This is a genomic window from Streptomyces sp. Da 82-17 (assembly GCF_046098215.1).
In the GTDB taxonomy this organism is placed as follows: Bacteria; Actinomycetota; Actinomycetes; order Streptomycetales; family Streptomycetaceae; genus Streptomyces.
Window position 1 is genome coordinate 124486 of the sequence record NZ_JBJURH010000016.1, and the last position, 12600, is coordinate 137085.

A 12600-nucleotide genomic window follows, 5' to 3' on the forward strand; every position below is an offset into this window, starting at 1 on the left:
AGGGGAAACGATCGAGCCCGAAGGGCGAGGCCAGTGGGAGGGAAGGGCCTCGGGGCGATCGTATTGATCGGGTGTGATCGTTATGCTGGCGCAGTCGGATGCTCCGGCACGGAGGGGAGAGCCATGCGTCTGCACGTCGACCAACGGCACGAGCGAGTCCTCGCACTGGTCAAGGAGCGCGGCAGCGTCCGCGTAGCCGAACTCGCCGCGGAACTCGGCGTATCCGCCGTCACTCTGCGCCGCGACGTCGAAGCACTGGCCACGCAGGGCCGCGTGCACCGACTGCACGGCGCCGTGGTCTGGCCCGGGCCGGGGCCGGGGGAGCGGCCGGCCGAGCAGGCCCCCGTACCCGAACCGACCGCCGACGGCCTCACCCTCGGCATGGTCGTCCCCACCACCGGCTACTACTACGCGGACGTCGTCCAGGGCGCCCGCGAGGCTGCGGAGGCGCACGGGGCGCGACTCGTCGTGGGTCTCTCGCACTACCTGCCCGACGAGGACGGCCCGCAGGTGAAGCGGCTGCTCTCCACCGGCGCCGACGGCCTGCTCCTGACGCCGAGTTGGGAGCGCAGCGCGCCCGAGCCGGGCACCGGCGCCTGGGTGGCCGAGCTGGGTGTGCCGACGGTCCTCGTCGAGCGCTGGGCCCCGCTCGGCCATCCCGCCGCCGCCCTCGACCGGGTCCGTACCGACCACGCGTACGGCGCCGCCCGCGCCGTCCAGCACCTGGCCGGGCTCGGCCACCGCAAGGTCGCCATCGCCGCGCAGGAGAACCCGCACCGCGGCCGCCTGCAGGCCGGGTACGAGGCGGCCGTGGAGGCCCTCGGCCTGGAGCCCGCCCCCGTCTCCCCGCTCGACGGCAAGCCGGCCGTCTCCCGCGCCGAGCGCTTCGACCGCACCCTCGACTACCTCTGCGAGGCCGTCGAGCGGCACGGCGTCACCGCGGCCCTCGTGCACAGCGACGCCGACGCGATCGTCCTCATCCCTCGCCTGCAGGCGCGCGGCGTGCGTGTGCCGGAGGACCTGGCGGTCATCGCGTACGACGACGAGGTCGCCCCGCTCGCCGACGTGCCGCTGACGGCCGTGGCGCCCGCGAAGCGCGAAGTGGGCGCCCGTGCAGCCGAGTTGCTGATCGAGCGGCTCGCCGGGTCGCCCGGCGCGCGGCGGCACGTCGACGTCCTGCCCGAGCTGAAGGTGCGCGCCTCCTGCGGAAGCTGAGGCGTGGGCACCAACGCCGAGCGATCGTTTTGATCGAGTTGGTCATTCGGTCTTGACCGGCGATCACTCTGGCGCAAAGGATGGCCCTCGTTCGCCTCTTCTTCCCCAACTGCCGTGCGCAGGGGCCGTGTCGAGCGGTCCGAGGTCTCGTAGGAGCCGTGCCATGCCGATGTCACGTACGTCCCGAACTGCAACAGCACTCACCGCCGCCGTCGCCTCCCTCGCGCTGCTGACCACCGCCTGCGGAGGCGGCGAGGGGTCGGGCGCCGCCGGGGCCGACGGCGAGCCCGTCACGCTCACCTACTGGTCGGCGACGAACGGCGCCAAGGAGACCGTCGAGGCGTTCAACAAGAGCCAGGACCGCATCAAGGTGAAGTTCTCGCTCGTGCCGTCCGGGCCGGAGGGCGTCACCAAGCTGTCCAACGCGGTGAAGGGCGGCAACGCCCCCGACGTCGCGACGATGGACTACTCGCAGCTCCCCGAGTACGCGAGCGAGGGCAACCTGGAGGACCTGACGGAGGTCGCGGGCGACACCGTCGACGAGAAGTTCCCGGACAACATCAAGTCCCTGGTCAACCTGGGCGGCCGCACCTGGGCCGTGCCCTTCGACGTCACCCCGATCGAGCTGTTCTACCGCAAGGACATCTTCAAGAAGCACGACGTGGACGTCCCGAAGACCTGGGAGGAGTACCGCGCCGCCGCAGAGAAGATCCACAAGGCCGACCCGGACGTCACCATCACCAACTTCGGCGGCGGCGACCCGGCGCTGCTCGCGGGCCTCTCCTGGCAGGCCGGCGCCCGCTGGTACGGGACGGCGGGCGAGGCCTGGAAGGTCGACATCGACGACCCCGAGTCCCGTAAGGTCGCGGCCTATTGGGACGGGCTCCTGAAGGACGGGCTCGCCTCCAAGACCCCGCTGTGGGGCGAGGGCGAGGCGAAGGAGCGCGCCACCGGCAAGGTCGCCACCGTCATCGGCGCCGCCTGGAGCGCGGGCAACTTCCCGACCGGCTACCCCGACAGCAAGGGCAAGTGGGGCATCGCCCCGATCCCCACCTGGGACGGCAAGCCCGCCACCGGCATGTACGGCGGCACCTCGTTCATCGTCCCCAAGGGCAGCGAGAAGACCGAGGCCGCCGCCGAGTTCATCGAGTGGGCCACCACGGACCCGGCCGCGATGAAGGCCCGCGTCACCTCGCAGAAGACCCCGAGCAGCGCCCTGCCCGCCAACGAGGCGATGCGGAAGGTCGCGGCGGCGGAGTTCGACGGCTCGTACTTCCCCGGCCAGGACGTGTACGGCATCGCGGGCGCGGCCGCCGACTCGATCGTGCCCGGCTGGACCTGGGGCCCGGTGCACGCCAAGGTCACGTCCGCGCAGCTGACGACCGGCGCGGACCACACCGAGGCGTTGCGCGACGGGCAGTCGACGGCCGAGAAGGTGATCCGGGAGCGCGGCCTCAAGCTCGCCGACTGACGCCCCCCGGCCGTACTTGGAAGCCGTACCAGCCCGAAGGAGCCCTCGGTGGCTGTTCCCCTCGCCCGGCCCGTCAAGTCGCGGGCCGCGGGCGGCAGTTCGTCCGCGCGGCGGCGCAACCAACGTGGCGCCGCCGCCCTGTTCATGGTCCCGTTCTTCGTCCTGTTCGCGGCGGTCACGCTGGCCCCGCTCGCGTACGCCGCGTGGATGAGCCTGTTCCGGGAGGAGTCGTCGGGCCTCGGCTTCGGCGGCACCGAGCGGGTCTTCGCCGGGCTCGGCAACTTCACCGAGGCGCTCACCGACTCGGCGTTCCTCGGCTCCTTCGGGCACATCGCCGTCTACTGCCTGCTCTACATCCCGGTGATGATCGGCGGCGCCCTCGCCCTCGCGCTGCTCGTCGACTCGGCGCTGACCCGCGCCCGGCGGTTCTTCCAGATCGCGTACTACCTGCCGCACGCCGTGCCCGGCCTGGTCGCCTCGATCATCTGGCTGTACCTCTACACCCCGGGCCTCAGCCCCGTCACCGACGCCCTGGGCGCGCTCGGCGTGGAGTGGAACTTCTTCGGCGCGGACGAGGCGCTGTACTCCATCGTCAACGTCTCGGCCTGGCAGTGGATCGGGTACAACATGATCATTTTCTACGCGGGGCTGCAGGCCATCCCGCGCGAGACCCTGGAGGCCGCCACCGTCGACGGCGCCGGGGCGTTCCGCACCGCGTGGCAGGTCAAGATCCCGATGATCCGCTCGACGGTCGTCCTCACCCTCCTGTTCACCTGCGTCGGCGCGATCCAGCTGTTCGACGCGCCCAAGCTGATCCAGCTGCGCGCCACCGAACTCGGCCCGGAGTGGTCGCCGACCATGTACATCTACGCCCAGGCCTTCGAGAGCCGCGACTACGGCCTCGCCGCGGCCGCCTCCCTGCTGCTCGCCCTGGTCGCGGGCCTCCTCTCGTACGTCGTCACCAAGCTCGGCAACCGGTGGAAGGCGGCCGCATGAGCACGCAGACCGCCCGACCCGTCCGTGCGACCGTTCCGGTCCCGCCCCCGGTCGTCCGCCGACGGCCGCGTGCGCCACGGCAGTTGACGTCGAAGTTCACCGTCCACGCCGTGCTGCTCGTGTTCGCGCTGTACACGCTGATGCCGTTGACCTGGCTGGTCATCGCGTCCACGAAGAACTACCGGGACCTGTTCGCCACCAACCCGTTCGCCCTCGGCGACTTCAACCTGTGGCACAACCTCGGCGAGCTCTTCGCGTACAACGACGGCATCTACGCCCGCTGGCTCGGCAACAGCGTGCTCTACACCGTCGTCGGCTCGCTGCTGTCCACGCTCGTCTCCGTGTCCTGCGGGTACGCCTTCGACAAGTACGCGTTCAAGGGCAAGGAGCCGCTGTTCGGGCTGGTCCTCGTCGGGGTGCTCGTGCCGGCGACGGTGGTGCAGCTGCCGCTGTACCTGCTGGCGTCCGAGGCCGGGCTGGTCAACACGTACTGGGCGGTGCTGATCCCGAGCCTGGTCAACCCGTTCGGGGTGTATCTGGCGCGGGTGTTCTCCGAGGGGTACGTGCCGGGCGAGGTCCTGGAGGCGGCGCGGGTGGACGGGGCGGGGGAGGTGCGGACGTTCGCCTCGGTGTCGCTGCCCATGCTCGCGCCCGGCTTCGTGACGATCTTCCTGTTCTCGTTCACCGCGTCCTGGAACAACTTCTACGGGGCCCTGATGATGCTCAACGACGAGGAGCTGTACCCGGTGAACCTGGGGCTCTACGCGTGGCAGAAGAACGTGTACCAGCAGCCCGAGCTGTATCCGCTGGTCATCATCGGCGCGCTCGTCGCCGTGCTGCCGCTGATCGTCGCCTTCCTGTGCCTGCAGCGCTTCTGGCGCTCCGGCCTGACCGCCGGAGCCGTGAAGTGAAGCCTATGCAGCGCCGTCCCCGTACCGTCCTCGCGATGAGCCCGGAGACCCGGGACGCGGTGTTCGGCGCGGCCGAGCTGCGCCGCCTCGCCGAGGTCGCCCGCTTCGACCCGGCGCTGATCGTGACCGACTTCGACGCCCAGGAGCCGTTGCAGGAACGGGAGTTGAGCCAGGCGGAGGTGCTGCTGACCGGCTGGGGGTGTCCGCCGCTCGACCGGGCCGCGCTGCGTCGAATGCCGCGCCTGCGCGCTGTGGTGCACGCGGCGGGCAGCGTCAAGGGGCATGTCACACAGGAGTGCTGGCGCCGCGGCATCGCGGTCGCGACGGCCGCGGCCGCCAACGCGCTGCCCGTCGCCGAGTACACGCTCGCCGCGATCCTGTTCGCCAACAAGCGGGTTCTGGAGGGCGCGCACGCCTACCGCACGGCGCGCGGCCGCGTGAACCTCATCGAACGCTTCCCGGACGTCGGCAACTACCGCCGCACGGTCGGCGTCGTCGGCGCCTCCCGCATCGGCCGCCGCGTCATCGAACTCCTCGCCCCCTTCGACGTACGGGTGCTCCTGCACGACCCGTACGTGGGTGCGGGGGAGGCGGCGGCGCTCGGGGCGGAGCTCGTCGACGACCTGGACGCGCTCGCCCTGCGCAGCGACACGGTGTCCCTGCACGCGCCCCAACTCCCGGCCACCCGGCACCTGTTCGACGCTCGGCGGCTTGCGCTCATGCCGGACGGGGCAACGCTCGTCAACACGGCCCGCGGCTCCCTGGTCGACACGGAGGCGCTGACGCGGGAGCTGCGCACGGGCCGGCTGCACGCGGTCCTCGACCACACCGACCCCGAGGTGCTGCCCGCCGACTCGCCGCTCTTCGACCTCCCGAACGTTCTCCTCACCCCCCACCTCGCGGGCTCCATCGGCGGCGAACTCCACCGCCTCGCGGACGCGTCGATCAGCGAACTCGCCCGCTACGCAAGGGGTTTGCCGTTCCTGGACCCGGTCGACCCGGAGACGCTCTCGCGGTCGGCGTGAACGGTCAGGGCCGGGCCGCCTCACGGGGACACGATGTGCAGGAGCGCCGATCCGCCCGCGGCCGCCGTCAACTGCACGACGACGGCGTCCTGTCGGCGCTCCGGGCGGCCGGGTGCGAGCCGCCCGCAGGAGTTGCCGCTCCCGTTGGCGCGCAGCACGGTGAGGCATCCGTGCCCCGGCCCGCTCGCCGAGCCCTGGGAGCGCCCGGCGCCGGACTTCACGGAGTACGCGACCTTGTGCCGGCCGACCTCGGTCACGGACAGCGTGGCCGCGCCGCCCGGCCCGTCGAAACGCACGACGACGGGCCCGGACACGACCACTTCGCAGTCGCCGTCGGCGCAGGCCGCCACGTCGTCCCCGTCCGCTGCGGTGAGGGCCGGGGAGGGAGACGGGGGCGGGGGCGTGGGCGGGCCGGACGAGGCCGACGGGCCGCCGCTGTGCGCGGCGCCCACGTCCTGGCGGTCCTCTTCCTCCGGCCCGCAGGCGGTAAGGAGCAGCACTGCGAGGGTGAGCGGGGCGAGCAGCGCCGTCCGCTTCGTGTGCCGCGCCGCGCGGACGACCATGCCGACCCCCAAGGCCTGTGGACCGCCAACTCACCTGTGCGGACAGGAGGTTAGTCCACGTCCCCGTACGTCGTCCCGACCTTCAGGCCGTCGATCCAGTTGATGACGCGCTTGTCCTTGACCTCGGCGCCGTACGTGCCGAAGCGGGTGTCGTTGCCGAGGTCGTCCCAGGTGCGGCCGGAGAACTCGGCGACCTTCGTGCCGTTGTGGAACGCCGCCACCCAGCCGGTCGACGCCTCGTCGGAGGTGTGGATGCCGAGCACGATCCGCTTGTACGTGCTGGTCGGCGCCGGCGTGGACCACTTCAGCGTCCACTTCTCGCCGACCTCGATGTGGAACAGCTTCAGCATCCCGCCCTCGACCTTCATCAGCACCGGGTAGTTCTGCTGGTGCTGGTCGCCCGTGCCGTACGACTTCCACTGGAAGATCGTGCCCGCGTCCGGGGTGTTGGTGGAGGTGTCCCAGCCGATCCAGTACGTGCTGTCGTTGCGGAACGTGTACCGGGAGCCGCCGACCCGGATGCCGTGCGCCTCGCAACGCTCCAGGCCCAGCGGCTTGTTGAACTTGAACACCGGGCCCCGGCCGTCGTTGTTGTCCTGCGCGACGACACTGCCCGGCGACTCGCACAGCACAGACGAGAAGACGCCCGTGCCCTGCCCGGCGTCCCCGTCCCAGATGACGGCGGCGTGCGCGGGGCCGGAGGAGAGGAGGGCGAAGGAGAACGCGGCGGCAAGGAGGGAACCGGTACGGCGCTTGCGCATGGGGGCTCCTCGGGGAGAGGGGGGTGGGGGCGCCTGGATGTTCAGCCGTTCCTTGTGTAGCAGCAAGCGATCGAACGCTCAATGGAATCAACCGAGTTGAGCGTTTCGATCGCTCCTGGGTGCCCCTTGCGCCCGCCGAGCGGCCCGGACGCCTACGCGGACGCCTACGCCTCGCCCTCCGGCCACCCCAGCAGCCGGGCCCCGATGACGGCGGTCTGCAGCGTGTAGCGGTGCTGCGGGTCCGTCGGGTCGTACCCGGTGAGGCTGTGGATGCGGTCGAGGCGGTACGTGAGGGCGCGGACGCTGAGCGCCAGCTCACGGGCCGCGCGCGCCGACACGCAGCCCGAGTCGAAGTACGCCGCGAGCGTGTCCAGGTGCGGGCCGGGCCCGCCGCGCGCCGTGAGGAGCGGGCCGAGCGTGGAGTCGACGAGGTCGGCCATCGCCTGCCGGTCGCGCGCCAGGACCGGGTAGACGAGCAGGTCGGCGGCGCGCAGCAGCGGGTCGTCGAGGTGCATGCGCTCCGCCAGGTCCAGCGCGTTGAGGGCCTCCTCGTAGGAGTGGACGACGCCGCTCGCGCCGTTGTGCGGGCGGCCGAGGGCGACGCGGCCGCCGCTCGTCGCCGCGTGCGCCTGCTTCGCGAAGTGGGTCAGCACGTCGTTCTGGTCGCCGGGGGCGATGCAGATCAGCCGCCCCTCCTTCGTGGTGAGCAGCGTGGAGCGGTCCCCGAACCGGGCGATGAGCGCGCTCTCCACCTGCCGGGTCACCGGATGCGTGTCGTCGTACGCCTCCGGCCCCTCCGCGACGGCGACCGCGTGCTCGTGCGCGAGGAGCAGCCCGAACCGCTCGGCGCGCTCCGCGAGCCGCCCCAGGTCGCTGCGCCCGTAGAGCAGGTCGTCGATGAACTCCCGCCGTGCCGCCTCGGCTTGGCGCACGGCGAGGCGCTGGGCGCGCTCGTACCCCTCGATGAACGCGTCCACGCCCTGCTCGACCGCCGCGAGCACCGCGTCCGCCGCGGCCGGCTCGCCCGGCCACTCGGCGCGGGTCGCGGCCAGGTGGGCGCGGACCAGGGCGCGCAGCGGAAGCCCGGCCTCGGCGGCCTGTTCGCCCTGCAGCCGCCGCGACTCCCGCTCGTCCCGTGTCATCCGCCGCCCGCTCGCGGCCACGTCCCGCAGGATCCGCGCGTACCCCTCCAGGTGCCCGCCCCCGGGCTCGTCCGTCGTCGTTGTCACGCCGACCACGGTAACGGCCCTGCGGACGGGGGCTCCCGGGGCTGTCGGCGGCACCGGGGGAGGCCCTCCCTCGAGCCTGCCGAACCCGCCGGAGGGCCTGACCCGCCGGAACGCCTGTCGTGGCCGCGTGATCATCTCTAGGGTGGGTGGGTGCACGTGCGGGCGGCGTGCCGGACGACAGTTGGGGGATGGCGTGGAGGCGGAACTCGTCAATCTGGCGCGGGCGGGGGCGACCACCGTGGTCCAGCTCGTCACGACGGGCCTGTTCACCTGGGCGATGACCGGCGTGGGGAAGGTCCGGGAGCTCATGGCGCGCGACGGCGGCGGCGACGCCGCGGGAACCGAGCCCTCCGGGCCGGACCTGGAACGGCTGGTCCGCGAGCTCACGGCGGCGCACGAGGCGGGCGACCGGGAAGCCGTCGAGGAGCTGCAGGCCCAACTCGCCGCCGCACTTGAGGAGTTGCTGCACACCGAGCCCGAGCGAGGGGCCGACGCCGTACGCGAGCTCGTGCAGGACGGGGACGAGGCGTCCGCGCACCCGGAGCTCCGGCCGAACACGCGGCACCGCGTCAACCACGACGCCCTGCACGCCGAGTTGGAGGAGCACTGGGCGAAGTGCCGGGCGGCGGACGTGCCCGCGGTGATGGGCCTCGTGGGCCTGCGCGGCAGCGGCCGCAGAACCGCCTGCCGCCGCTTCACGAGCGAACACCTCGACTACTTCTCCGGGCCCGTCCTCACCTACGACCTGGGCCGGACGGCGGACGGCAGGCACGCCGACCCGGCCACCGTGCTCGACACCTGGCTGCACCAGCTCGACGCCCCGCCCCAGGAGCGCGCGGGCACCCTCGACGCCAAGTCGGCCGCGTTCCGCAGAGCCTGTGCCCGGGCCCACCGCCAGACCGGCCCGGTCGTCGTCATCCTGGAGAACGCTGAGACCAGGGCGCAGATCGAGCCGCTGCTCCCGGGCACCCCCGGCAGTGCCGTCCTCATCACCTGCGAGCAGGCCCCGGCCCGGATCGGCGGGGCCCCGGACTTCCGCAAGTTCCGGGTGCCCCCGCTGGAGGTCCCGCACCGAGTCGAACTGATCGGCAGCGTCAGCGAGTTGGACCTACCGCCGGAGCGGCTGCACCGCCTCGCCGTCAGCGTCGGCGGCAGCCCTTGGAGCCTGCGCATGGTCGCCGCCTCGCTGGAGCCCACGGACCTGGAGATGGTGGACGACCTCGCCGAGTTCCTGGCCCACCGCAGCACGAGGCAGGAGTTCTTCACCATGGACCACGACGATCGGCTGCACGACGACCTCACCCTCGCGTACGGCCGGCTCGGCCCGAAGGCGGCCCAGCTCTACCGGCTCCTCGGCCTGCTGCCCGGCGGCCGCGTCACCCTGGACACGCTGTACGCCCTGCTGCCCGCGTGGAGCGGCCTGGAAGTGCGGTCCGCGCTACGGGAGTTGCGGAACCGCAGCGTCGTGGAGCGGCCCGACGAGGAGTCGTGCCGCCTGGAGCCGCTGGTCCACGACCACGCGCTGTCCCGCGCCGAGCAGGACGAGGAGGACGGCGCGCGCGAGGACCTGCGCGACCGGTTCTTCGCGTACGTCCTGGAGTGGGCGGAGCGCGCCGAGTCGGCCCTCTCGCTGCGCTGGCTGTACGCGCCGCAGTACGTGCCCCCGCTGCGGGGCCGGGCCGCGGAGGCCCGGCCGTACGCGGAGGGGGCGGCCCAACAGGCAAGGGCTGAGGGCGAGTTCGCGAGCCGCCGGGACACCCTCGTACCGGCCGTGTTGCTGGCCCACGCCACCGGCCGGCACCGGCAGGCCTGGCTGCTCTGCCAGGCGTCGTGGAGCTTCTACCTGCGCACCCGCAGCCATGCGGAGTGGATCGAGTCGCACCGGGCGGGCCTCGCAGCCGCACAGGAATGCGGCGACCTCCTGGCCGTCGCCCGGATGCGCTTCCAGCTCGGCTTCGCCCACCTGGACCGCTGGAGCCTCGACGAGGACGACCCGCGCCTGGCGTGGGAGCACTTCGAGACGGCTCTGGGCATCGTCCGCGAGGGCGAGCGGGACGAGGCGCGGCGGCGCACGGAGTCCAGCGTCCTGGAGGCGATGGGCCTGCACGCCCTGAAGCTGAAGCACGCGCAACGCGCCCTGGACCACTTCGAGGAGGCCAGGGCGGCGCTCGGGGGCGTCGACCACCCGCGAGGCCGCGCCCTCCTGACGTTCCACACAGCCCGCGCGTACACCGCCCTGAACCGGCACAACGACGCCGAGCACGCCTTCGTCCGCGCCCGCGAGGAGTTCGAGAACCTGCCGTACGGCCCGGACCGGTTCAACGTGGCCAAGACCTGGCTGCGGCAGGCCGAGGACCGGATCGCCTGCGGGCAACTGGATGCTGCGCTCGCCCATCTGGACCGGGCCGACCAGGGCATGGAGCAGCTCGCGGCCACCTATCAGCTGGCCGAGGTCCGACTGCTGCGCGGCAGGCTGCACGCGGAGCGGTCCGACCCGGACGCGGCGCGCGCCGACTGGGAGAGCGCCCGGGAGCTGTTCGCGCGACGCAACAGCGCCCGCGCGGACGAGGTGCGGCAGCTTCTGGACCGGCTCGACGAACGGTAGCCGGGCCTTGGGGAGCCTCAGGCCCGCCGCACTTCCAGCAGCCCCGCCTCCAGCCCCTCACCGCCGTGCACGTGCAGGCGACGCGCCTCGCCGTCCGCGGCGCCGGGCAGCAGCGCGAACACCGCGGACGCCGCCACCCCGAAGTCCGCCCAGCCCGGACGTCGCACCCAACGTGCCTGCAGCGGCTGCGAGTTGGGTGGTACGGCCCGGCAGCTGTGCTCCTCTTCCTCGTACGCCAGCAGTCCGTGGTGCGGGAAGCGGGACCCGTACGTCTTGTGCCGGGCGGAGCGGTCGCGCGGTACGAGGAGCACGTCGGCGGTGCGGGGGAGGCGCTGGTCGGGGTCGTCCACGTCGGCGGCCAGGTGGGCCCCGTCGAGGTGGGCGCGCTGGGTGCGCTGGTGGGCGGCCGGGTAGCGGTGCAGGGTGACCCGCCGGCCTGGCTGGTCCACGTCGACGGTCACGTACCGGGCGGGGGCGTGCGGGAGGACGCGATGGACGGGCAGGGTCGGGGGTACGGGGACGGGGCGGGACAGCGCGGGCTCGTCCGGCTCGGGGAGCTTCAGCCAGGTGTAGAAGAGCGAGCGGAGCAGCGCGGCGGCCTCGCCGGGGCGTGAGGTGACGGGGTCGTCCGGGCCCCAGGGGGCAGTCTGGTTCCTTGCTGCCGCGGCGAGTTGAGGGCCGAGGGGGATTCCGTGGCGGAGGCGGGGGAGTTGCTCGCCCAGACGGTGCATCGGGGAGCCCTCCGCCACCGTCCGGGTGTCGAATGCCGCCAGAATGCACGGAATGCCGAGGGCGTGGCCGTACAACGTCACGGACCCGTGGTCGCCGATCAGGAAATCCGCGGCGCAGAGCGCGGCCTTCCAGGTTTCGGATTCGGGCGGCGGCAGCAGCAGTCCGGAGTCGAGGAGCGGGGCGAGCCATTGGTGCAACTGCCAGGAGTGCTGCGCCCCGTGCCAGGCGTTGGGGTGGATGGCGGCAAGGACGCGGAATTCGTCGTGCGGCAGCTCGGCGAGGGCGCGGCGGAGGATGTCGCTGTGCTGTGTCGACCCGAGTGTGGAGGCCGGCCCCCAGGTCGACGAGACGACGACGAGTTGTTGTCCGGGGGTGATGCCGAGGGCGCGGCGGTACCGCTCACGGAAGGGGAGGCAGGCCCGGAGCTGGTCGATGACCGGGTCCCCGGCCACCACGGCTGCCGGGACCGCCTGCGGGCAGCTCTCGGCCAGGCGGTCGAGCTGCTCGGAGTGGGAGAGGACGACGGCGGACGGGACCAGTTTCCCGTCGTGCAGCAGCCATTCCGCGGTGAGCCCGAAAGCCCCGGTTTCCGGTTTCCGGTTTCCGGTTTCCGGTTTCCGGTTTCCGGTTTCCGGTTTCCGGTTTCCGGTTTCCGGTTTCCGGTTTCCGGTTTCCGGTTTCTTCGCCAGCTTCTTATTGTATCCGGCCCCATGTGGCGTGCCAATAAGGGGAGTTCGGAGGAGATGCAGATCTCCTCCTCTGCTCGTGGCTATCGCGAGGTCGAACGCCTCGGAGTCCCGCGCCTCCTCCCATGCCACGAAGGCCATTCCGTGGGCGGTGAAGAATTCCGTGACGCCGGAGTCGAGTGCGGACGAGCCCGTGCACGAGAAGACGACCTGGACGCGCGGGTCGCCCTCGAAGACCGACAGCAGGTCGAGGAGCCGGGTCGCGGCGGTGATGTTGTGCACGACGCCGAGGACGGTGCGCTCGGGGAGGACCGTGGCCCAGCGGTCCCGGTCCGCGCTGATCGGCAGCGGAAGCCGACGGCCCTCCCTCACCCGAACACTCCTCGCCGTACGCCTCGTGGTCCAC

10 protein-coding genes are annotated in these 12600 nt (G+C 72.4%); 6 read left to right on the top strand and 4 right to left on the bottom strand.

Annotated elements, in window-relative coordinates:
- Window positions 1–123 precede the first annotated feature (123 nt).
- The 5 genes from ACIDOF_RS25425 to ACIDOF_RS25445 all read left to right on the top strand — a co-directional run bounded on the left by ACIDOF_RS25425 (window position 124) and on the right by ACIDOF_RS25445 (window position 5618).
- Window positions 124–1215, top strand: coding sequence for a substrate-binding domain-containing protein (locus ACIDOF_RS25425; protein WP_409008402.1), 1092 nt, complete (start codon window positions 124–126; stop codon window positions 1213–1215).
- 169 nt (window positions 1216–1384) lie between these two features.
- Window positions 1385–2686, top strand: a complete 1302-nt coding sequence (locus ACIDOF_RS25430; protein WP_409008477.1) for an ABC transporter substrate-binding protein — start codon at window positions 1385–1387, stop codon at window positions 2684–2686.
- A 48-nt stretch (window positions 2687–2734) separates the two neighbouring features.
- Window positions 2735–3682 carry a carbohydrate ABC transporter permease gene (locus ACIDOF_RS25435; RefSeq protein ID WP_409008403.1) on the top strand — a complete coding sequence of 316 codons (948 nt, stop codon included), beginning with the start codon at window positions 2735–2737 and terminating at the stop codon, window positions 3680–3682.
- Window positions 3679–4593, top strand: a complete 915-nt coding sequence (locus ACIDOF_RS25440; protein WP_409008404.1) for a carbohydrate ABC transporter permease — start codon at window positions 3679–3681, stop codon at window positions 4591–4593. Before ACIDOF_RS25435 ends, ACIDOF_RS25440 begins: the two co-directional genes overlap by 4 nt.
- Window positions 4594–4628: 35 nt before the next feature.
- Window positions 4629–5618 carry a hydroxyacid dehydrogenase gene (locus tag ACIDOF_RS25445; protein ID WP_409008405.1) on the top strand — a complete coding sequence of 330 codons (990 nt, stop codon included), beginning with the start codon at window positions 4629–4631 and terminating at the stop codon, window positions 5616–5618.
- Between the two features lie 20 nt (window positions 5619–5638).
- On the opposite strand, the gene ACIDOF_RS25450 is transcribed toward ACIDOF_RS25445, so the two are convergent.
- The 3 genes from ACIDOF_RS25450 to ACIDOF_RS25460 form a co-directional block, all read right to left on the bottom strand.
- Complete coding sequence (locus ACIDOF_RS25450; RefSeq protein WP_409008406.1) at window positions 5639–6181, bottom strand: hypothetical protein; 543 nt, start codon at window positions 6179–6181, stop codon at window positions 5639–5641.
- A gap of 50 nt (window positions 6182–6231) precedes the next feature.
- Window positions 6232–6942, bottom strand: a complete 711-nt coding sequence (locus tag ACIDOF_RS25455) for a hypothetical protein (RefSeq protein ID WP_409008407.1) — start codon at window positions 6940–6942, stop codon at window positions 6232–6234.
- Between the two features lie 164 nt (window positions 6943–7106).
- Window positions 7107–8171, bottom strand: coding sequence for a PucR family transcriptional regulator (locus ACIDOF_RS25460; RefSeq protein WP_409008408.1), 1065 nt, complete (start codon window positions 8169–8171; stop codon window positions 7107–7109).
- A gap of 193 nt (window positions 8172–8364) precedes the next feature.
- On the opposite strand from ACIDOF_RS25460, the gene ACIDOF_RS25465 reads away from it, so the two are divergent.
- Window positions 8365–10776, top strand: a complete 2412-nt coding sequence (locus tag ACIDOF_RS25465; RefSeq protein WP_409008409.1) for a hypothetical protein — start codon at window positions 8365–8367, stop codon at window positions 10774–10776.
- Between the two features lie 17 nt (window positions 10777–10793).
- Here ACIDOF_RS25465 and ACIDOF_RS25470 read toward each other — a convergent pair whose 3' ends face one another.
- A complete protein-coding gene (locus tag ACIDOF_RS25470) occupies window positions 10794–12566 on the bottom strand; it encodes a hypothetical protein (RefSeq protein ID WP_409008410.1) in 1773 nt (590 codons plus the stop codon).
- Window positions 12567–12600 lie beyond the last annotated feature (34 nt).